Source organism: Bradyrhizobium sp. NC92, from assembly GCF_025200865.1.
Lineage (GTDB): Bacteria > Pseudomonadota > Alphaproteobacteria > Rhizobiales > Xanthobacteraceae > Bradyrhizobium.
Window position 1 is genome coordinate 4,669,041 of sequence record NZ_CP104171.1, and the last position, 20,952, is coordinate 4,689,992.

At 63.5% G+C, this 20,952-nt stretch carries 20 protein-coding genes; 11 read left to right on the forward strand and 9 right to left on the reverse strand.

Annotation, left to right across the window (positions count from 1 at the left end; translation table 11 throughout):
* The first annotated feature begins 52 nt into the window (after nt 1-52).
* Entirely contained in the window at nt 53-1,603 is a 1,551-nt protein-coding gene (locus N2602_RS21835; protein WP_260379376.1) for an undecaprenyl-phosphate glucose phosphotransferase, read from the forward strand.
* Between the two features lie 153 nt (nt 1,604-1,756).
* A complete protein-coding gene (locus tag N2602_RS21840) occupies nt 1,757-3,004 on the forward strand; it encodes an O-antigen ligase (protein WP_260379377.1) in 1,248 nt (415 codons plus the stop codon).
* On the opposite strand, the gene N2602_RS21845 is transcribed toward N2602_RS21840, so the two are convergent.
* Nucleotides 2,982-3,449, reverse strand: a complete 468-nt coding sequence (locus tag N2602_RS21845) for a MarR family transcriptional regulator (protein WP_260383694.1) — start codon at nt 3,447-3,449, stop codon at nt 2,982-2,984. The genes N2602_RS21840 and N2602_RS21845 overlap by 23 nt on opposite strands.
* Before the next feature lie 147 nt (nt 3,450-3,596).
* On the opposite strand from N2602_RS21845, the gene N2602_RS21850 reads away from it, so the two are divergent.
* Nucleotides 3,597-4,793, forward strand: coding sequence for an FAD-dependent monooxygenase (locus tag N2602_RS21850; protein ID WP_260379378.1), 1,197 nt, complete (start codon nt 3,597-3,599; stop codon nt 4,791-4,793).
* 117 nt (nt 4,794-4,910) lie between these two features.
* Here N2602_RS21850 and N2602_RS21855 read toward each other — a convergent pair whose 3' ends face one another.
* The 3 genes from N2602_RS21855 to N2602_RS21865 are packed head-to-tail and all read right to left on the reverse strand — an operon-like array spanning nt 4,911 to nt 7,697.
* Nucleotides 4,911-6,089, reverse strand: a complete 1,179-nt coding sequence (locus N2602_RS21855; RefSeq protein WP_260379379.1) for a trans-acting enoyl reductase family protein — start codon at nt 6,087-6,089, stop codon at nt 4,911-4,913.
* A gap of 9 nt (nt 6,090-6,098) precedes the next feature.
* Nucleotides 6,099-6,881, reverse strand: coding sequence for a DUF169 domain-containing protein (locus tag N2602_RS21860; RefSeq protein WP_260379380.1), 783 nt, complete (start codon nt 6,879-6,881; stop codon nt 6,099-6,101).
* Between the two features lie 48 nt (nt 6,882-6,929).
* A complete protein-coding gene (locus N2602_RS21865) occupies nt 6,930-7,697 on the reverse strand; it encodes a YdcF family protein (RefSeq protein WP_212255511.1) in 768 nt (255 codons plus the stop codon).
* Nucleotides 7,698-7,893: 196 nt separating this feature from the next.
* On the opposite strand from N2602_RS21865, the gene N2602_RS21870 reads away from it, so the two are divergent.
* From N2602_RS21870 to N2602_RS21880, 3 genes are all read left to right on the forward strand, one after another.
* Nucleotides 7,894-8,835: an acetamidase/formamidase family protein gene (locus N2602_RS21870; RefSeq protein WP_260379381.1), complete on the forward strand. Its 942-nt coding sequence runs from the start codon at nt 7,894-7,896 to the stop codon at nt 8,833-8,835.
* 201 nt (nt 8,836-9,036) lie between these two features.
* Nucleotides 9,037-9,234 carry a hypothetical protein gene (locus tag N2602_RS21875; protein ID WP_007603456.1) on the forward strand — a complete coding sequence of 66 codons (198 nt, stop codon included), beginning with the start codon at nt 9,037-9,039 and terminating at the stop codon, nt 9,232-9,234.
* Nucleotides 9,235-9,306: 72 nt separating this feature from the next.
* Nucleotides 9,307-9,786: a GcrA family cell cycle regulator gene (locus tag N2602_RS21880; RefSeq protein WP_260379382.1), complete on the forward strand. Its 480-nt coding sequence runs from the start codon at nt 9,307-9,309 to the stop codon at nt 9,784-9,786.
* A 272-nt stretch (nt 9,787-10,058) separates the two neighbouring features.
* Here the strand turns inward: N2602_RS21880 and N2602_RS21885 are convergent, their stop codons facing one another.
* Nucleotides 10,059-11,546, reverse strand: a complete 1,488-nt coding sequence (locus tag N2602_RS21885; RefSeq protein ID WP_172783473.1) for a porin — start codon at nt 11,544-11,546, stop codon at nt 10,059-10,061.
* Between the two features lie 411 nt (nt 11,547-11,957).
* Between N2602_RS21885 and N2602_RS21890 the strand changes: the two genes are divergently transcribed.
* Complete coding sequence (locus tag N2602_RS21890) at nt 11,958-12,464, forward strand: MarR family winged helix-turn-helix transcriptional regulator (protein ID WP_035712871.1); 507 nt, start codon at nt 11,958-11,960, stop codon at nt 12,462-12,464.
* Nucleotides 12,465-12,478: 14 nt separating this feature from the next.
* On the opposite strand, the gene N2602_RS21895 is transcribed toward N2602_RS21890, so the two are convergent.
* Nucleotides 12,479-13,591 carry a S9 family peptidase gene (locus tag N2602_RS21895; RefSeq protein ID WP_172783472.1) on the reverse strand — a complete coding sequence of 371 codons (1,113 nt, stop codon included), beginning with the start codon at nt 13,589-13,591 and terminating at the stop codon, nt 12,479-12,481.
* A gap of 251 nt (nt 13,592-13,842) precedes the next feature.
* A complete protein-coding gene (locus N2602_RS21900) occupies nt 13,843-14,814 on the reverse strand; it encodes an SDR family oxidoreductase (RefSeq protein ID WP_260379383.1) in 972 nt (323 codons plus the stop codon).
* 405 nt (nt 14,815-15,219) lie between these two features.
* Between N2602_RS21900 and N2602_RS21905 the strand changes: the two genes are divergently transcribed.
* Nucleotides 15,220-15,459 (forward strand): hypothetical protein, encoded by a 240-nt coding sequence (locus N2602_RS21905; RefSeq protein WP_025036674.1) that lies wholly within the window; start codon nt 15,220-15,222, stop codon nt 15,457-15,459.
* A gap of 152 nt (nt 15,460-15,611) precedes the next feature.
* On the opposite strand, the gene N2602_RS21910 is transcribed toward N2602_RS21905, so the two are convergent.
* Nucleotides 15,612-16,586, reverse strand: coding sequence for an alpha/beta hydrolase (locus tag N2602_RS21910; protein WP_260379384.1), 975 nt, complete (start codon nt 16,584-16,586; stop codon nt 15,612-15,614).
* Nucleotides 16,587-16,707: 121 nt separating this feature from the next.
* Between N2602_RS21910 and N2602_RS21915 the strand changes: the two genes are divergently transcribed.
* Nucleotides 16,708-17,331 carry a TetR/AcrR family transcriptional regulator gene (locus tag N2602_RS21915; RefSeq protein WP_260379385.1) on the forward strand — a complete coding sequence of 208 codons (624 nt, stop codon included), beginning with the start codon at nt 16,708-16,710 and terminating at the stop codon, nt 17,329-17,331.
* Between the two features lie 337 nt (nt 17,332-17,668).
* A complete protein-coding gene (locus N2602_RS21920; RefSeq protein ID WP_246570722.1) occupies nt 17,669-18,175 on the forward strand; it encodes a septal ring lytic transglycosylase RlpA family protein in 507 nt (168 codons plus the stop codon).
* Nucleotides 18,176-18,471: 296 nt separating this feature from the next.
* On the opposite strand, the gene N2602_RS21925 is transcribed toward N2602_RS21920, so the two are convergent.
* A complete protein-coding gene (locus N2602_RS21925; RefSeq protein ID WP_260379386.1) occupies nt 18,472-19,347 on the reverse strand; it encodes an outer membrane protein in 876 nt (291 codons plus the stop codon).
* A gap of 238 nt (nt 19,348-19,585) precedes the next feature.
* Here N2602_RS21925 and N2602_RS21930 point away from each other — a divergent pair, with 238 nt between their 5' ends.
* The gene (locus N2602_RS21930; protein ID WP_260379387.1) at nt 19,586-20,791 is read left to right on the forward strand and encodes an IS481 family transposase; all 1,206 of its coding nucleotides are present in this window, start codon (nt 19,586-19,588) and stop codon (nt 20,789-20,791) included.
* Nucleotides 20,792-20,952: the final 161 nt, after the last annotated feature.

The following is a 20,952-nucleotide window of genomic DNA, read 5'->3' on the forward strand; positions in this document are numbered from 1 at the left end:
TGCCCGGGCGCGCAAGGCCGTGCCGCGGGTTTTGGAATGGACGTGGACGCCCGTGGAACCGCTCAACGCACGCTCGATGTTCGATGCCGCGGCCAGCGCTGCGGCAAAGCCTGCTGACCAGCCCTTCGTGGAGCGCCGTCGCCGGCTCTCGCCTGCGGCGCTCGACGTCGTCAACCAGAAGGTCGCGCGTGCCTATTCGCCGATCGTGATCGCCGGTTTCGTGCGCCTTGCCGATTTCGCGCTGCTGAGCCTCGTCGGTATCGCGGTCTATCTCGGCTATGTCATGCCGCTCGCGGGGGCGTTCAGCTGGGTCTATCCAGCCGAGGTCATCGCCGTCGCCATCGCCGCCGTGGTCTGCTTCCAGGCCGCCGACATCTACCAGGTGCAGCTGTTCCGTGGTCAGCTCCGGCAGATGACGCGGATGATCTCGTCCTGGTCGTTCGTCTTCCTGCTCTTCATCGGCATTTCCTTCTTCGCCAAGTTCGGCAGCGAGGTCTCGCGGCTGTGGTTGGCGGCCTTCTACTTCCTCGGACTCGCGGCCCTGATGGCCGAGCGTCTGATGCTGCGCTCGCTGGTCCGCGCCTGGGCGCGAGAGGGCCGGCTCGACCGCCGCACCATCATCGTCGGCTCCGACAGCAACGGCGAGCAGCTGGTCGAGGCGCTGAAGGCGCAGGAAGATTCCGACATCCACGTGCTCGGCGTGTTCGACGACCGCAACGACAGTCGCGCGCTCGACACCTGCGCCGGCGCGCGCAAGCTCGGCAAGGTCGACGACATCGTCGAGTTCGCCCGCCGCACCCGCGTCGATCTCGTGCTGTTCGCGCTGCCGATCTCGGCGGAGACGCGCATCCTGGAGATGCTGAAGAAGCTCTGGGTGCTGCCGGTCGACATCCGCCTCTCCGCGCACACCAACAAGCTGCGCTTCCGGCCCCGCTCCTATTCCTATCTCGGCGAGGTGCCGACGCTGGACGTGTTCGAGGCGCCGATCACCGATTGGGACCTGGTGATGAAATGGCTGTTCGACCGCGTCGTCGGCAGCCTCGCGCTGCTCGCCGCCCTTCCGGTAATGGGACTGGTGGCGCTGGCGGTGAAGCTCGACAGCCCGGGCCCCGTGCTGTTCCGCCAGAAGCGCTTCGGCTTCAACAACGAGCGCATCGACGTCTACAAGTTCCGCTCGATGTATCACCATCAGGCCGATCCGACCGCCTCCAAGGTTGTGACCAAGAACGATCCGCGCGTCACCCGCGTCGGTCGCTTCATCCGCAAGACCAGCCTGGACGAGCTGCCGCAGCTCTTCAACGTGGTGTTTTCAGGCAATCTCTCGCTGGTCGGCCCGCGCCCGCATGCGGTGCAGGGCAAGCTCCAGAGCCGCCTTTTCGACGAAGCCGTGGACGGCTATTTCGCCCGCCACCGCGTCAAGCCGGGCATCACCGGCTGGGCCCAGATCAACGGCTGGCGCGGCGAGATCGACAACGAAGAGAAGATCCAGAAGCGCGTCGAGTTCGACCTCTATTACATCGAGAACTGGTCGGTGCTGTTCGACCTCGTCATTCTCCTGAAGACGCCGATCTCGCTGCTGACCAAGAACGAGAACGCGTATTGAATTTCTCTGTCATGCCCCGGCTTGACCGGGGCATCCAGTACGCCGCGGCGCCAGTGATTTTCCGCAAATGGCCGCCGGGGCGTACTGGATCGCCCGGTCAAGCCGGGCGATGACAGCTGTATTTGTAGCGTTAAGAGTAGCGTAGAGCGTGTGATGACGTATGCGGCGACAGCCGGTGGAGTGAACGTAGCCGCACCGGCTGCGCCCGGCGTGCTGGCGCTGCAGCGCGCGATGGTGTGGCTGGTCGGCGCCTCCGGCGCGATCGTGTTCATCGAGCCGAGCCCCTACGAGATCGCGACGCTGCTCGCCACCGTCACCTTCTTCGCCACCGGCCTGCGGCTGAAGCTCGTGCTGATGCCGCTGGTGCTGCTGCTGGTCCTGCTCAATGTCGGTTACACCATCAGCGCGATTCCGCTGTTCGACAAGTCAGAGGTGGTGAGCTGGATCGCGACCTCCTGGTACATGGCGGTGACGGTGGTGTTCTTCGCGATGGTCGTCTCGGAGGACACGACGGCGCGGCTCGACATGCTGCGCCGAGGCCTCTTGGTCGGCGCGATGATCGCCTCGCTTTTGGCAGTCGCCGGTTACTTCCACCTGATCCCCGGGGGAAACGACCTGCTCACGCTCTACGGCCGCGCGCGCGGCACGTTCAAGGACCCGAACGTGCTCGGCGCCTTCCTGATCCTGCCGGCGCTGTTCGCGCTCCAGAGCGTGGTCTCCGACAAATTGGCCAAGGCCTTCCGCAACGTCATCGCCTTCGGCATCATGTCGCTGGCGATCCTGCTCGCCTTCTCGCGCGCCGCCTGGGGCGGCCTGGTGCTGACCTCCGCCTTCATGCTGGCGCTGATGGTGCTGACCAGCCGCACCAACGCGCAGCGCTCGCGCATCGTCATCATGGCGATCGTCGCCGCGGTGCTCGGCCTCGCGCTGATCGCCGTGCTGCTGTCGCTTGATGCCACCGCGGAGATGTTCAAGCAGCGCGCGAGCTTCGACCAGAGTTATGACGAAGGCCGCTTCGGTCGCTTCGGCCGCCACATCCTCGGCGCGGAGATGGCGCTCGACCTGCCGTTCGGCATCGGCCCATTGCAATTCCACCGCTACTTCCCCGAAGACACTCACAACTCCTACCTCAACGCCTTCATGTCCGGCGGCTGGCTGTCCGGCGTGTGCTATCCCGCGCTGGTCTTCACCACCGTCATCATGGGCTTCCGCCACGTCTTCATCCGTGTGCCGTGGCAGCGCGCATACCTCGCGGTGTTTTCCGCCTTCCTCGGCACCGTCGGCGAAAGCTTCGTGATCGACACCGACCACTGGCGGCACTTCTGGATGATGCTCGGCGCGGTGTGGGGCATGATCGCGGCCGCGCAACTCTATAAGGCTAGCGAAGCTTCTTCAGCTTGAGATCCGGACGCTTCTCCGGCGGCGTGTCGAGCAGCCCCTTCAGCGCTTCGGTTGCCGCGAGCACGCCCTTGTAACCCTCGTTGGCGAAGCGCAGCAGCAGGCGCAATTCCTCATCGGAATAGGCACCAAACACCTTCTCCATCGCCTGCTGCATCGGAACGTAGAGCTGGCCGATCTTCATGGCCATCTCCGGCACGACGGAAATAAAGACCTTGCGACGGTCCTTCTCGTCCCGCTCGCGGCGTACGAGGCCCGCCTTCTCGAGCCGGTCGACCACGCCGGTGATGGCACCAGTCGTCAGCCCCGTGACCTCGGCAAGCCTGCCCGCGGTGACGCGGCCCTCGAGGTAGAGAATGTCCATGCATTCGAGATCGGAATTGGCAATTCCGGCTACGTTCGCAACAGTTTGCCCATAGAGCACGCCCTGAGCGGACGACCGCCGCATCGCTTCTTCCAGTTGCTGCAACAACGCCGCGCGCGCCTTCGTCCTTGACAAGGCCGACCTCTTATCTTAGTCGATATATATCTTAGTCACTAAGAGATTTAGCGACCGTAATTTCTCCTAGCACCACGGAAACGTCGGGAGCAAGCCATGTCGAACCGTCCCCGCAAGGCCTTGATCATCGGCGCCGGGATCGCCGGGCCCGTCGCCGCGATCCTGCTCCGCCGCGCCGGTATCGAGTCCGCGATCTACGAGGCCTGGCCTTATTCGAAAGGCATCGGCGGCGGCCTGCAGATCGCGCCGAACGGCATGCATGTCCTGGACGAGATCGGCCTTGCGAACGAGCTGATCCGCCGTGGCTCGGTCGCCGAAGCCTTCGACTTCTATTCGCAGGGCGGCGAGAAGCTCGGCTCGATCAATCGCGACATGGCGCGGCGCTTCGGCCAGCCCGCCGTCAACGTCGCCCGCGCCACGCTGAACGAGATCCTGGTCGACAAGGCCTGGTGCGCCTGCGTCTCGCTGTATTTCGAGAAGCGCCTGATCAAGATCGAGGATCGCGGCGACCAGCCGATCATCGCCTACTTCGCCGACGGCACCACCGCCGAAGGCGACTTCCTGATCGGCGCCGACGGCGTGCACTCGGTGGTGCGCCGCCAGGTCGTGCCCGACGGCCCTCAGCCGTTCGACACCGGCCTGATCGGCTTCGGCGGCTTCGTGCCGCAGGCCGTGCTCGACGGCAGATCCATCGGCCAGCATGTCGAAACGACATTCGGCCAGAGCGGCTTCTTCGGCTACGGCTATTGCGGCCCCGATCCGACGGACGGCGTGATGTGGTGGAGCACGCAGCCGGCACACGGCATGGACGCGGCGATGTTCCGCGCGCTTGACCATGCGACGCTGAAGCAGCATCTGCGCGGTTTCCATCACGGCTGGCATGATCCGATTCCCGCCATCATCGAAGCGGCCGAGAACATTGTCGTCACCGACACGCTCGACGTCGCAACCCTGCCGACCTGGTCGCGCAAGCGTTCGCTCTTGATCGGCGATGCCGCACACGCGACCAGCCCCCATGCCGGCCAGGGCGCCTCGCTGGCGCTGGAGGACGCGATGCGACTCGCGCGGCTAATGCAGGAGGGCCAGGAACTCGGCGCCACCTTTAGGGCATTCGAGGCCGAGCGCCGCCCGCGCACCGAGAAGATCGTTGCCATCGCCCGCCGCAACGGCAACAACAAGCGCGAGTTCAGCGCCACCGGCGCCTGGATGCGCAATCGGATGCTGAAATGGCTGCTGCCGCTGGGCGCAAAGGGCATGGATTTCATGTACGCGTATGACGCAAGGGCGGCGTAGCGGCACGAGCGCTGCCGTAGGGTGGGCAAAGGCGCAACGCGCCGTGCCCACCATCTCTCCGTAATCGCGACAGAAGTGGTGGGCACGCTTTCGCTTTGCCCACCCTACGATACCGAGCTAGCCTTCCACCCCAAACGTCAGCCCCGCATTGTCCTGCAGCCGCTTGATCAGCTTGTGCTGCATCGCTGCGCCCGGCGTCCAGAAGCCGGCCGGGACATCCGTCGCGTCGCGCAACAGGCAGATCGCGCATTCGGAGATCATCTTGGAGGTCGAACCGTAGCCGGGATCGCGGTCGCCCGTGACGCCGGCGCGGACCATGCGGCCGTCGGGGGCGATCGCGACATAGAGCAGGTTGAACCGGCCGTTCTCCCGCTCCTCCTTCGACGGCCCCTCGCCCGGCTTCGGCGCGTTCGGCCCGGTCTTCTCGGCATTGGCCGCCATGACGCGCTTGGCGTTGGCCTCGCCCTTCTCGCCGGCGCCGGTCAGGACCATCTCGTCGTAGACAAAGTCCTGGCCGTAGGGAAAGCCCATCAGCATGTTGGAGCGGTGGACGTTGCGCGTGTTGATCAGCGCCATCATGAACGGCGCGGCCCAGGACTGCAGGTCCTCCTCAAAGACGGCCCTGTTGCCCTTCGGCTGCTTCGGGCCGGTGAAGCCGGGCGTCAGCGCGAAATGGTCGTTGAGGATGGCGACGAGGCTGAGGTCCTTGGCGACGGCATCGAAGGTCGCCTTCGCGCTCGCCGCGGTGCCGCCTGACAGCGTGCCGCGCATGTCGCGCACGCGGCCCTTCACGCGCGGTGCCGGCGCGCCGAACACGCGCTTTGCCTCCTCCTGCACGAAGAAGGTACCGAGCTCGAACGGCACGGAATCATAGCCGCAGGAGAACACGATGCGCGCGCCGCTCGGCTTGGCCGCCGCGTCGTACTTGTCGATCATCTGCCGCATCCACACCGGCTCGCCGCAGAGATCGAAATAATCCGCACCCGCAGCGACGCAGGCAGCTAACAGATCCTCGCCATAGAGCTGATACGGACCGACCGTCGTGATCACCGATTTGGTCTGCGCTACCATCGCCTTCAGCGACGCCGCGTCCGACGCGTCCGCGACGATCAGCGGCGTGTCGGCCGGCGCGCCGATCGTATCGCGCACCGATTTCAGCTTGTCGAGGCTGCGGCCCGCCATCGCCCATTTGAGCGCCTTGTCGTCCTTGTAATGCGCCGCCAGATATTCGGCGACGAGCTGGCCGGTGAAACCGGTCGCGCCGTAGACGACGATGTCGAATTTCGCAGAGCTCATGATCGGCCTTTACTTCTTCGCATAACTCACGCCCATGCCGGCACGGACGTCGCTTTGAATGCCATAGGGCGGGATCGGATAGCGCAGGCCGTTCTTCGCCAGCGCCTTCATGCCTTCAATTGCCTTGGCGAGATGCGAGGGCTTCAGCGCCATCAGCATCTCCTCGTCCGGCACGCCGCCATAGCGCCGTTCGGCATAGCATGGCAAGGACAGGCTGGGCTCCCCGGTCTTGAGCGCCCGCCCCCAGGAATCCGCACAGGCGGTCTCGCCGACCACACCCCATTCGAACTTCTTGTAGCCGGTATATTGCAGCCCGTTGATCAGGATGATCATCTGCCCGGGCGTTGCATAGACGAGGCAGATGTCGGGCGGATCGAGCCGGCCGCTCGCCAGCGGACTGACGACGAGCGCCTGATAGTGTCCGAACGGAACCACGTCCAGCGCCTCCTGGCGCTTGCGCGCGTCTTCCGCGGTGCCGTGCCAGACCCCGACATAGTTTTCGCCGGCGAGCCATTTCTCGTCCTGGGGGCTGAGACCGATCACCGCGCGGCATTGCGCGCCTACGAGATCGTCGGCGGTGATACCGACGGTCCAGCCCAGGCGCGCGGCCATGCTGACGATCTGGTCGGTGGTGTGAATTGCGTTCGGGCGGCGGATCTTCGGGATCGCCTCCATCCCCGCGACGCTCGCGAACAGCTTCATGCCGATCACATTCGTCTTCAGCCGCAAGAGGCTGTTGAGATCGGCGACGAGGCCGGCGAGATCGATCCTGTCCGCACTCTGCTGTTGCATGGCTTCCTCCGCGCCGGCGATCGCGCGCCGTGTTCTTGTGGCCTCGTTCTAGTCCTTGCCCGGTCCCGGAAGCAACTCGCCGGTCCTGCCCATCAGGCGGTAGGCCACGAGACCAATCCACTCGCGGATGGCGACTTCCGTTCGGCCGAGCCCGTCCGCGCCCATATTGGTGAAGGAGAACAGATCGTCGCGTCCTCCCATCCGCCAGTCCACCGGATAGGCCTCGACGTCAAATCCGGCCTTGCGGAAGATTCCCATCGAGCGCGGCATGTGGAAGGCCGACGTCACCAGGAGCCAGCGCTCGCCGGGCTTTGGCGAGACCAATTGCTTGGTGAAGATCGCATTCTCCCAGGTGTTGCGGGAGTGACGTTCGAGGATCAGGCGGTCCTTCGCGATGCCGAGATTCTCCAGGATCGGCGCGGAATAGTCGGCCTCCCTGGCCTCGGTCGACATCAGGTTCGCGGTGCCTCCGGTGAAGACGATGCGCGCATGGGGATAGCGGCGCGCAAGCTCGGCCGGCGCAAACAGGCGATCGGCCGCGCGCGCGACGACCGGCGTGCGATGCGCCGCCGATAGATCGGTGTCGACCGAGCCGCCGAGCACGATAATGCCGTCGGGCGCGCCGCGCGCGGCGTCCCAGGGCGGGAAGCGCGACTCCAGCGGATAGAGCAGGAGATTGCCGAGCGGCGAGAACGCCGCGAGCGCCAGCAGTACCAGCGTCGTTATCGCAAGCCTGCGGCCAAATGCGGCAAAGCGTGTCCCCATCAACACCACAGCCACAATTCCGAGCTCGACCAGGAGATTGATCGGCAGCAGCGCGGTGCCCAAGGTCTTGGAAAGAACGAAAAACAGGGGAGCCTCGCTGAAAATCACCTGGTCTGAATGACCGGCCTAAATGACCTGGCCGGTCTGTGCGGGGCTTGACCGGCCCCGCCATCTTCAGAAATCTTCTTGAAAGAGGATCGATCGCCGGGTCAAGCCCGCGCTGATGAAACGAAAGCGGACGCGGCACATGACCCATCATCACCTGCATTCCAGCCCCGAAACCTGCCATTGGGGCTTCTTCGAAGCCGCACTCAAGCCCGTCCTCACCGTTGCCAGCGGCGACGAGGTGACGGTCGACACCATCAGCGGGGGGCCTGATGTGCTGCCTGATCGGGACAAGTTTCACATTCCGCCCGAAATGCACCAGGTTCATGCCACAAGCGAGCGCATGCTGCCGGGCCACATCCTCACCGGTCCGATCGCGGTCGAAGGGGCCGAGCCCGGCGACGTGCTTGCGGTCGAGATCCTCGACGTGCAGCTCCGGCAGGATTGGGGCTGGAACTTGATCAAGCCGCTGTCCGGCACCCTGCCCGACGATTTTCACGAGACGCGGATCCTGAACATCCCGCTCGATCGCACGCGGATGGTCGGCCACATGCCGTGGGGCCTCGACCTGCCGCTCAAGCCGTTCTTCGGCGTGATGGGCGTGTCGCCGCCGCCGGCCTGGGGCCGCATCTCATCGCTGATCCCGCGCGCCATGGGCGGCAATCTCGACAACAAGGAGCTGGGCGCCGGTGCGACGCTGTACCTGCCGGTATTCGTGCCGGGGGCGATGTTCTCCTGCGGCGACGGCCATGGCGTGCAGGGCGACGGCGAGGTCTGCGTCACCGCGATCGAGACCGCGCTTAAGGGCCGCTTCCGCCTGACGCTGCGCAAGGACCTGAAGCTCGACTACCCGCGCGCCGAGACACCGACGCACTACATGACCATGGCGATGGACCCCGATCTCGACCAATGCGTGGTGCGCGCGCTGCGCGACATGATCGCGCTGCTCGGCGAGACGCGAAATCTGTCACGCGAGGATGCCTACACGCTGTGCAGCCTGGCCGCCGATCTCCGGGTGACCCAGACTGTCAACGGCGCCAAAGGCATCCATTGCATGATCGAAAAGGCGATCGTGCACGGCTGAGCCGGACCGCCCCTTCCCCGACCGATTGACGGCCCCCGCCGCCTGGTCTGCCACGCGGCGCGCTGAGTCGTGGGTAATTTCCCGTGCGATTCCAACATGCTGAGCGTCACGCACAGACCGCATTTGACTTCCACCCCCGAACCTAAATAGAGTCTTAATCGTTACTTTTATGTACCCGAGTAAGAGGCTAGCGTTCGGGCCATGGCCACCGAAAAAGCCGAGACTGACCGCATTCCCGTAACCTTGGCGCTCTCGACCATCACCTACCTGGAGAAGCTGGTGAGACAGGGCACCCACGGCACCAGCGTTCCCGGCGTCGCACGTACCTTGATCGAGGAAGGCATCCGTCTCGCCATCAAGGACGGACTGCTGTCGATTCGCGACAACGGCAGAACGTGAGCGCGCGCCGAACGTGAGGCGGACGGATCTCGGAAGGCGGATGGCCACATCTGCAACCTGGGACCGTGACACATGCCTGTTCTCTCACCCACCTGGACCGACGAACGAATTGAACTCCTGAAGCAGCACTTCGAGGCCGGCCTCTCCTGTCGCGAGATCGCCGCCGACATCGGCGTCAGCCGCAACGCGGTGATCGGCAAATTGTCGCGCCTGAATCTGACGCGCGGCCGGACGGTCGACGACCGCAAGGTTCAGGACAGAGGCCTGGCTCCGGCGCGGCTGCGCAAGGCCGTGCCGCGGCTCCAATATGAGATGCTCGCCACGATCTATGGCGAGACCGATGCGCCGGTACTTGCAGGCCCGATCGACGAGGCCAACCGCTGCTCGCTGCTGGAGCTGTCCGAGAATCGCTGCCGCTGGCCGATCTCGACGCCGGGCGCAGACGATTTCTGCTTCTGCGGCAACACGGCGCCGGACGGCCAGCCCTATTGCGCCGGCCATAGCCGCCTCGCCTACCGGCCGCCTGTGCGCGCCCGCGCGATACGCGGCTGACGTTGGCCGCATCTCAACGCAAAAAACCTCCGGCGGGGCATCGCCGGAGGTTTCTGGAGGCTTAGCATGAAGCTAAGAGCCGCAACTTTCGTATCTGGCTGAAAGCTATATAGCTTAGTAGCTCAAGTAAGTAAATAAGTTTGACGCCATCGAATCGCATGGCTCGCCTTCGTGTTCCGCAACGGCAATTCGATTTTTCAGAAGACAAATGCCCATGAAAAAACCCCGGCGGTTTCCCGCCGAGGTTCTCCGATCGATTGCGCGATCGATGATCAGAAGTTGCGCTGAGCGCGCAGCAGCATGCTGACCGAGTTCTGGTCCTTCAGCTCGTACACGGCCGCCGGCTTCGCAGCCGAGGCAATGCCCGGGCTGGCGATGGAGCCAGAGTACTTCTGGTCCAGACGCGACCAGCTCAAGTCGGCCGTGAACGCCAGGTTCTTGACGGGGGTCCACACGGTGTTGACACCGACCACCGCGAAGTTGAAGTCCGGATTGCAGGTCGCACCGGCCACGGCGATCGCAGCGAAGTTGGTGCAGATCAGGCCTTTGCCCGTCGTGCCGTACCTCAGCTGGGCATAACCACCGTACACTGCGCTCGCCCAGTTCGGGCTCCAGTTGTGGGTGTAGCCACCACGGACGCCCCAGGTCTTGACGGTATCGATGCCGGTAGCCGTTCCGAACACGCCGTCAGCCAGACCGGCGAACCCGGTGCTCTGATACGCGCCATTGCTGCTTCCGCTGAACATGAAGAAGCTCTGCGGGAACAGGCTCTGGAAGTTGTAGCGCGTCGCGCCGTCCGTGTAGACAGCCTGCAGGTTGATCACGTCACCCGCGCCGGTCGGGATGTTCTTGATCGACAAAGCGCCCTGCACGGCCCAGCCCCACTTGTCGGAGGGATGACCGGAGACTTCGGTCGCGCCGTAATAGGCTGCATGGAGCTCATGCGCGGCAACCGACAGCTGAGCCATGCCCCAGGCCTGGTCGACACGAACCTGACCGATGATTTCGGGCGAACGCGTGCCGCCCCAGGCGCTGGCGCCATAGACGCCGGTCACGAACTGAGCAGCCGTGCCCGAGGACACGTTCCAGAGGTTCGACTGACCATTATTCGCCGAGGTCTCGTCCTGCAGCGCAAACGAAGCAGTGATGCCCTGGCCGAAGTCAGCCGTGTAGGCAACCTGGTTCACGCCGTTGACGTGGTTGGAGCCGCCCGGAATGGTATCGGGGCCGCCAGCCGGATAGCTCTGCCAAGGAGCGTCGAAGATCGAGACCGTGCGGCCGAAGGTGAAGCCCGCGAACTGAATGAACGCATGGTAGAGGCCGAGCGAAGCCGAACTGGCCGAGAACGCCGAGGGATTGCTGCCGGTGACGTTCGTAGAGTCATAGCTGAAGACCGCGTCGGCGTAGGTGCGAACGACGCCGTATTCGGTCGCCGTGCGCGTGTCGACGTTGAAGTCGAAACGAGCGCGGCTGAAATAGTAGTTGGTCAGACGGTTGTTGGACCCGCCGTTCACAGTGCTCGAGCTGTTCCTGAAGCCATAGTCGCCGCCGCCGCCGAGAAGCATGTCAGCGCGGACGTAACCACCCAGCTTGATGCAGGTGTCGGTGCCCGGGATGTAGTAGAAACCTGCGCCGTACAGCGAGCAGATCTTCACGTATTCGACCGCCTTGGCCTTGACCGGAAGATCAGCCGCCTGAGCTCCACCGACGGCGATCAGGGTCGCCGCAGTGCCGAGCAAAAGGCTCTTCACCATTTTCATTTAAAACCTCCAAGTTGCTCATTTGACGGAGACCGGACCGTGCGGCCCCCCAGATCCCCGTCTCTTCATCAAATCCGCTCGGCCGCTTCGCGTTTTCGGACGTACCCGCATTCGCGAGGGACGTGAGCGAACCACCTGCAACGGGACGATCGAGAACCCCCCACCGTCACGGATCAATATGCCCGCACAGTTCCGTTAATCAAAATAGTTTATTAGATCAGCTTTGTGGTTTCACTAACCCTGTGTCTGCGGCGCAACACCGGTGCTGAGCGAAAAAGACTGACTGGGTCATATTTGTAGTTTTCGTGACACGATTACCCTGCTCTGCACTTGCATCAGAGCAGAGTTGCGTGGACTATGCCCACCCCATATGAGCCGTGGGAAAGAGAATCAGCTTGCGGGAGTGACGCTGTGTCCGCGACGAGGAAGGAAGGCGCGCGCCTGCGCACCATCGGCAACCTGGATATCATCAGGCGCTTCACCTGGGAGATATCGTCGATCAACATGTATCTTGAGGAGCTGCGTCAGTTCTGGGCGAGGACGCTCGGCATCAGCGGGCCGCAATGGCTGATCCTGATGGCGATTTCCGACCTCGACAAGGACGACGGCATTCCGGTCAACGTCGTGTCCAAGCTCCTTCACGTCGATCCCTCCTTCGTCACCACCCAGTCCAAGCTGCTGGAAAAGAAGGGCCTGCTGCGCCGCCGCCCCTCGCCGACCGACGCGCGCGTGGTCCGGCTCTCCCTGACCGAGAAGACGCAGAAGCACCTGGCGAGCCTCAACGAGCAGTACAAGACTATCAAGGAATTCGTCTTCCAGGAGTTCGACGAGGCCGAGCTCACCGAATTCACCACCAAGCTCGCGACGTTGAAGACCCGCCTGGAAAAGGCCTGCGTCCGCCTCACCCTGGACTTCTGACGGTCGCGCCGCCGCTAGATTCGCAGGCCGCCGCCGAGCCGCGATTCCAGCCAGTCGAAGATGTATTCGTTGGCAAGACTCGGATTGTCGGCATGGGCCTGCGCCGCGCCGGTCTCCGCCGCGGTGAACACTTTCAGCATCACATCCGAGCTGCCGAGCCGGGAGTCCCGGACGAGCTGACGCGCCCGGTCCGCCTTGAGCCAGCCGTCCTCGCCGAGCGTGATCAGCACCGGACAGTCGGCGCTGGAGGCCATCAGTGGCGCATGCGGCACCGGGACGATGCTGACGTCGCTCATCGCGAATCGGCTGGCGAAGAAGGCCCGCTCGTGCAGGTCCCACAGGCCGCCGTCGCAGACGGCGGCGGCAAGCCGCGGCTCCTGCAGCACCGCACGTGCGACGAAGGACGAGCCCCAGCCATCGGCGATGATCCCGACGCGGGCGAAGTCGACGTCCTGCCGCGTCTCCAGATAGTCCATGACGCCGGGAATCGCGCTCTCGAGATCCTGGCGCCGCAGCAGCGCATCGAGAAAATCGTCGCGCTGATCGCCGAACAGGTCGAGCGCCAGCATCGAGAAGCCGCGCTCGCGCGCATGCGGCACGAGCTTGAACAGAAATTCTTCCTTGCGGTGGCCGGGCTCCCCGATGCAGATCACGGTGGGCGCCGGCTCCTTCCCCGATGATGCAGGAAGGAAATAGCCCTGCAGCGAATGCCCGTCGAGCCAGGGTATCGTCACCACCTCTCCGGCGGGGCTGCGCGCGGCGAGATAGCGGCGCGCGCATTCTTGCATCGCCAGCACCGCGACCCAGCGGCGCTCATCGGAGGGGTCGAGCGGCATCGCCGCGGCACCATAATAGTTCATCGCGCGTAGCCAATTGCGCTGCGCGCTGGCCAGGTGTCCTTCCGCGAACGCGGTCTCCGCGCGCTGCCGATTGGTCTGCGCCAGCTTCTTCCACTCGCGATACCAGGAATTGTCGTCGGCGCCTTTCAGCCGCCGCGCGATCATCAGGCATTCCGCGATCGTGGCGCCGCCTTCTTGGGCTGCGGTGAGGAGCCGCGTGAACTCAGCCGAGATGTCCTCTCGTTCCGGGCAAAGGGTCCAGTCTTCGGAGAGGCATGCGGGGATCATCGGGAGCTACGTTCTATGTCGCCTTACACAGGACTGACTAAACCATTTCAGATCGCCGACCAAGCCGCCGCGCGCGCCATTACAGGCATTTGAGATCAACATCGCTTGAACATCGTCATGATGCATGCGTGACCTCCCCCACAGCTCATCGAGTGGGGCGAACGTTGGCAAGAGCTGGCACACAAAATTGTTCGAGCCTCTCTTGCCATGACGATCATCATACCCATATTGGCGCGCCCCCAAGGGCGGCCTCAACCAAGCCGCCAGCCGACCTCCTGCGTCAAACTTTCGTAGAAGGCGCGGTCGTAAGCCTGCTCCGGCGTGGCGCGCACGCGCTCGTCGAGGCGCTTGGCATCCTCGCCGACGAGGATGCGCCACCGCTCCGCCTTGACGCCGTCGAGAATGATCGTCGCCGCCTGCGCGGCCGTGGTCGGCGCGTCCTCCAGGAAGCTGCGGGCGCGCTCGGCGAACGCCGCCTGGATGTCCTCGTCCGACATCTTGTCGGCATCCGGCACACCGGCCGCGGCCATGCGCTTGCGGGACAGCGCCACCTCGTCGGCATTGAGCTTCTCCGAACCGTCGCCGCTCTGCACCTTGCGCGAATTGGAGACGATCGACGTGCCGATGTGGCCGGGCATCACCACCGAGCATTTGACGTGCGGGGCATGCAGGCGAAGATCGTTGATCAGCGCTTCGGTAAATCCCTTCACCGCGAACTTGGCTGCGCTGTAGGCGGTGTGCGCCTGGTTCATGCCGATCGAGGCCCAGAAGCCGTTGACGCTCGCGGTGTTGACGATGTGGGCCTCGTCCGCGGCGACCAGCATCGGCAGGAACGTGCGCACCCCGTGATAGACGCCGCCCCAGCAGATGTTGAAGGTGCGCTCCCATTGCTCGCGGGTGTTGGTGAACAGGCTGCCGCCGCCGCCGATGCCGGCATTGTTGAACAACAGATGGATCCTGTCCGTCTTCTGCTGCTCGGCGAGCTCGTCGCGAAAGCGCTTCAGGTGATCCTCGATCGCGACGTCGGCGACGTGCGTCGTGACGCGCAGGCCCTGCGGCAGCTTCTCGACTTCGCAGAGCCGCTTGGTCTCGGCCATGGCCGCTTCCGAGACGTCGCACATCGCGACGTTGCAGCCTTCGGCGACGAGCTGCCGCGCGAGCTCGCGCCCCATTCCCGTGCCGCCGCCGGTGATGACTGCGATCTTTCCAGCAAAATCCTTCATGGGACTTCGGTCCCTCCCCTTGTCGGTGTGTTTCTTGGTCACGGCGCCGCTGACCGCGGCGCGCGCAAAACTGTAGCAGCGCGACATCCACGGGTAAAAGCGTGCGCTGCCATCCTCGCCTTCGGTTATTTCGGCAGGCGGACTACGGGCGACGCTGTGCGGGCCTTGTGAAGTGGCTCATAGGCAACGCGGCCCGGACAATCGATCATTCCCGGGTATTTTCCTGCAGGTTCCCCGTATTTGTCCGGCTTCGGGTTAATGGCATTTTTTTTACAATCCGAATCGTCAAATGGGGGTGGACGCTGGGTTGAGTCGACTGGGCCAGCGTGTTGTTTGCGTGTCACAGGCTCTGGCACTCCGCTTGCATCCTCTTCGTGGTCAGAAACAACCGACGAGGTGATAGGAATGTTCGTGACCGTCGTTGCCGTGCTTTGCCGGCTTGGCGCAGCCAGCTCAGGCAGTTGCGTCGAGGAAATCGTGACCGACAGCAACATGACGCCCGAGATTTCGCTGATGCAGTGCGCGATCGGCGCACAAGCGCCTCTTGCGAAGTGGATGGGCGAGCATCCGATCTATCACGCGAACTGGCGTCTCGAGCGCTACAAATGCGTGCCGGGTCACTATGAGATCAAGGGCCACGCCTAAGGCCCCGCAAAACTACTGGTGCCAAGACCACGGATACCAGGACGACCGAGCCAAGAGGAAACGCCCCGGGGGCCGCTTATCCCTCCGTGCGGACAGTGCCAGCGCCAGACCGATCGCGGCAGGCGCTCTGTGACAATGATCACGCCCTCCTTCTAAGCCACCTCACGCAAGATGATAGCACGCGCCCGCCGCCCTTCCGGCGTCGGCATCAGCGCGAAGTTGTGCGGTTGCTCGCGCACGAGATGCAGCTCGACCGGCACGCCCACCGCCCTCGCCCTCGCGGCAAGATCGACGCTGTCGGGATACAGAAGATCGCGCGTGCCCGAAAAGATCGTCATCGGCGCCAGCGCGCGGAAGGAGCCGTTGAGCGGGCTGACGAAGGGATGGCCGACATCGAGCTCGCCGGCATAAAGACGTGCCGCCTCGACGATGCCCGGAATGTCCTGGATCGGATCGAGCGCCGCGATCGCAACCTGCTCCGGACGGCTGATAGAGGCATCGGCCGCAGGCGAGATCAGCAGCATCCGGCTCGGCTGCCGATGACCGCGATCGCGCAGCCATTGGCAGGCGGCGAGCGCAAGGCCAGCGCCCGCCGAATTGCCGACGACTGTCACCTTTGCGTCGCCCGCGTCTTCCAGCAGCATGCGCAGCAGCTCGGCCGTCGCCGGCACGACGTCCTTGGCGGTCGCCCGCGGCGCCAGCGGATAGATCGGCACGACGCAGCAGACGCGCGCCTTGCGCGTCATCTCGCCGACGAAGCGCCAATGCGCCGGCACGATCTCGTTGATGTAGCCGCCGCCATGCAGGAACATGACGTAGTTGCAGCCCTCGTGGCCTGACGCCGGCGCGGTGTAATAGACCGGCCAGCCGCCCATCTTGGTCAGGGTCACCTCGACGCCGCCGCCAAGTCCCGTCGGCTCGAACGAGGCCGGATCCAATGCGAGCTTCTGCACGTGTGCCTGCACGACCTCGGCTGATGCCAGCTGCTTCTTGAATGGCAGCAGCCGCAGCAGCAGGTTGAAGGCCCGGCTTTGCAGGCTTGGTGCTGGATCGCGCGGTGCCCGCGCGCCGAATACGCAGCCGCCCGGACAGAATTGAAGGGCCGATACAAGTCTCGCAACGCTCATCGCCACATCCCCATCCGGCTGTTTCGACCCGGCGACAAAGAGGCTTGCCGACCCGCCGCCACTTGCCGATATAATGCGAGCATTCGCTCGCTTTTCCTACTCGCATTCAGATCACAAGACCGTGGCCCGCAAACCGCCCACAAAACCCCGGAAAAACGCCTCGCAGGAGCGATCCCGCGCCACCGTCGACGCGCTGGTCGAGGCAACTGCTCGCATTCTGGTCAAGGAAGGCTTCGAGAAGGCCAGCACCAACCGCATCGCCGAGATCGCCGGGGTCAGCGTCGGCTCGCTCTATCAATATTTTCCAAGCAAGGAAGCCCTCGTCGCCGCCGTGATCGACCGCCACAACGATGCGATCATGACGGTCGTGCGCGCCGCCTTCGCGGAGGTCGCCGACCTGCCGATCGAGAAGGCCGTGCGCCGCCTCGTCACGGTCGCGATCGAGGCCCATCACATCGATCCGAACCTGCACCGCGTCCTCGCCGAGCAGATCCCCCGCTCCGGCCACCTCGCGGAGGTCGAAGCCTACAGCCACGAGATCCACGCCCTCGTGGGCACCTATCTCGAACGCCACCGCAAGGAGATGCGCAAGATCGATCCCGCGCTCGCAGCGTTCATGTGCGTGAGCACGATCGAAGCCATCGCGCACAACACGGTGCTGAACGGCGCCGAGATGCTGTCGGAGAAGATGGTGAAGGTGCTGGTGGACGAGACGACCCGGATGGTGGTGGGGTATTTGAGGTAGGTGGGCGCCGAGCCAGGGCACTTGCGATCTAGCTACGCACGACGCTTCTAGCTTCGCACCTGGCCTGATGAAGATCGCTCTCCCTGCCTCCGAAGCTGATCGGATCGCGCGCCCCACCTCCGCCCGGACGCGACCACCTCGTTGATTTAAATATTTAAATATATTTAATTCCGGAAAATAAATGCCTTATTATTTGAGGTTGGAGAGCGGGACCGCGGTCAATCTCAGTCAGGTGCTCCGCGGTGTCGGTATGCCATCACCGTTCTGCGCTTGTTAGGAACGCGACCTCGGGAGCTTGCATTGTCGGCTTGATCTTCAATCGTTCATGAGGTCGACAATGCATCTTCTCATCAGAATGGCGGCGATTGCGACATTCCCTGCTTGGATCGGATTGAACGCGAACGGCGCTGCGGCACAGGATTTCAAGGACCGATGGTCCATCATTCCGAGCGCGCAGGCAGAGCCGGCGCCTGCTGGAGTCGAACAGACGAAGAAGGATCAGATTGAGGCGCCACCTCCAACCGCACAAGAGCCATCGGCTGATCGCTCGGGCATGCGATCGTTCAATCGAGTCTTTTCGGGAAAGGCCTCCTATTATTCGTATTCCAAAGGCAAGACAGCGAGCGGTTCGTCATTCAATCGGAATCACCTCACGGCAGCGCATCGCAGCCTGCCGTTTGGCACCAAGGTCCGCGTGACCCATGGAGAAAGCAGCGTCATCGTCACCATCAATGACAGAGGCCCGTTCATTCGTGGCCGCGTCCTCGATCTCTCGCTCGCTGCCGCGCGCAGCTTGGGGATTACGAATCGCGGCGTAGCTCAGGTTCGTGCCGAGGTGTTGTAGCGGATGACATTTGAAGGGCGGTGACATTAAATAACCCGACGCGCTTGTGGATATAACCCTTCCAGTACTCGCCGCCTTCATCGCGTCAGCGCGATAAAGGCGGTCGCGCACAATACCGTGCTGGCGTGATGGCCACGGAGATGGTGCGGACGCTGGTGGACGAGACGACGCGGGTATTTGAGGTAGGTGGCCCTTACAGATAGAACGATGTGGTGACTGGAAAACATTCCGGCGAGGCTTGCGCGACCGATTGCCGGAGGTCCCTATCATTCCGAGGGCACGATCTGCTCCAAAGGTCAAAAATGATAGTTCACGCCGACTCGGGCGACGTGGAAATCCGCCCGGCCGAAATTTGCGGTGTATCTGGACAGGTTCGGACCGATGCCCGTTGCGAGTGCGTTGACTGCCACCGACGATTTGCCGAGGTCAACGTAGAGATATTCGGCCTTGAAGCTCCAACGAGGCGCAAAGCGCCATTCGCCGCCTCCACCGACCGTCCAGCCAGTCTGAATGCGGGAATCGGTCCCCGTGAAGCAAGTCGATCCGATCGTACAGTTGAATGAAGTGCCGGCGACGGAGATATCGAAAGCGCCACCCGGTCCGTTCGCGATGTAGTCGTCAAATGTCGCTACTCGACCAAAAGCAAAGCCGCCGGTCCCATACAAAAGAACGCTAGGCGTGACCAGCGCCCCCAGACGCCCACGAATGCTCCCCCACCAGTCAATCTTTTGCTCAGCCGAGATGGTCTGTGCGAAAGCTGGGGGTAGAAGCGGCGTTGTTTCACGACCGCCGCCGCGCAAGCTGGATGCGCTCAAGTCACCTTCTACGCCGACCAGCCATTTGCTATCGAGTTGCCAATTGTAGCCCGCTTGCAGCCCTCCCGTTACACCACTCATCGAAAAATCGTGAGGGCTGGGAGCAACCTGCCCCGCAAACGGAGGCAAAAGCGGGACTCCAGGATTGAAGATGAAAGCGGAGGCCGCGTCACTCGTGAAATTCACCGACCGGTCTGCCCATGCGCCGCCAACGTTGCCGCCAGCGTAAAATCCCGTCCAGCTTGGGTTGGAGTCAGCCGGGCGCGCCTTCGTCAAAAGTGCAGGGCTTTGGTCAGCAGCTTCCGCCCCCGACGCGACGCTCGCCAAGACTGCTATAGCAGCCAGTCCTCTTCTCACGGCACGCCCCCTCCGCGATTCCAAAGTGCCCGAAATTCATAAATCATGTTGACGCTGGACGCTGTGACGCGAGGGCAACACCTGCGGGACGTTGCAAAATCAACCGCAAACGGCCGGCCCGCGGTAAACCGACGGCCGGAAAGGAATTCGATTCTTGATGAGCGGCCCGAGACATAGGTGACAAATCGTACCGGACACATGGGTTACACTTTCCGCTTTTGTTCTGCGGGAGGTGTGGATGCCGTGGAAAGCGAGTTCGGTAATGGAAGAGCGCCTGCGATTTGTCGCCCGGCTTCTAGATGGGGAAGCCATGACCGAGGTGTGCCGGGAGTTCGGCATCTCCCGCAAAACCGGCTACAAGATTTTCGACCGCTACAAGGAGCACGGGCTGGAGGCGTTGAGCGACCGCTCCAGGCGGCCGATACGCTATGCCAACCAGCTCCCGCAGCAGCTCGAGACCCTGATCGTCCGGCTGAAGAGCGAGAAGCCGCACTGGGGCGCCCGCAAGATCCGCGAACTGCTGGTGCGCCGGCTCGATGGCGAGGTCAGGGTTCCCGCCAAGAGCACCATTCATGCGGTGCTCGATCGCCATGGCCTAGTCAAGCGCGGCGGCGGGTCGCGCCACCGCGCGCGCGGCACGCCGCTGTCGCAGGGCACGCTTCCCAATGATCTGTGGTGTGCCGACTTCAAGGGCGAGTTCAGGCTCGGCAATGGCCAGTACTGTTACCCACTGACCGTCAGCGATCATGCCTCGCGCTTCCTGCTGCTCTGTGAAGCGCTGGACTCAACGCGCGAAGACCCTGCCATTACCGCCTTCGAGCGGCTGTTCCGCGAACGCGGTCTGCCGCTGGCCATCCGCTCCGACAATGGCGTGCCCTTTGCCAGCCCCAACGCCTTGTTCCATCTCTCCAAGCTGTCGGTGTGGTGGCTTCGGCTGGGCATTGCCATCGAGCGGATCAAGCCAGGCCATCCACAACAGAACGGCCGTCATGAGCGCATGCATCTCACGCTCAAAAAGGAAGCGACTAGACCGCCTGGGTTCAACAGCCTCCAGCAGCAGGATCGCTTTGACAGCTTCCTGCACGAGTTCAATGAGGAACGTCCCCACGAGGCGCTCGACATGAAGTGCCCTGCCGAGCTCTACACCGCTTCAGCGCGCCACTACGATGGCCTGCCCGAACTGTCCTATCCCTTCCACGATCGCGACGTCATCATCACATCCTGCGGCCGCCTTTGCCTGCATCGCAAGAAAATCAACATCTCCATCGTGCTGGCCGGCCAGAAGCTCGGTATCAAGGAAGTCGACGACGGCATTTGGCTCGTCAGCTTCATGCACTACGACCTGGGATACTTCGACCTGGAGCAAAAGACCTTGCAGCCCCTCGACAACCCGTTTGGTCCGAGGCCTGTCACCGATGTCTCGGGTACGACATCGTCTCTCTGACCGAGATAGGCACTCTTGCTCATTCTTGGCATGGCAGCCACTTGCTTGGCCGCACTGAGCAGTCAACCCCCGAAGCCCGCAGGGGCGCGCCCCTTGGCGCGCGGGGTTGACGGCGAATGTGCGGGCCGAGCAATAGTGGTCCGCGCCATGAGTGCGTGGAG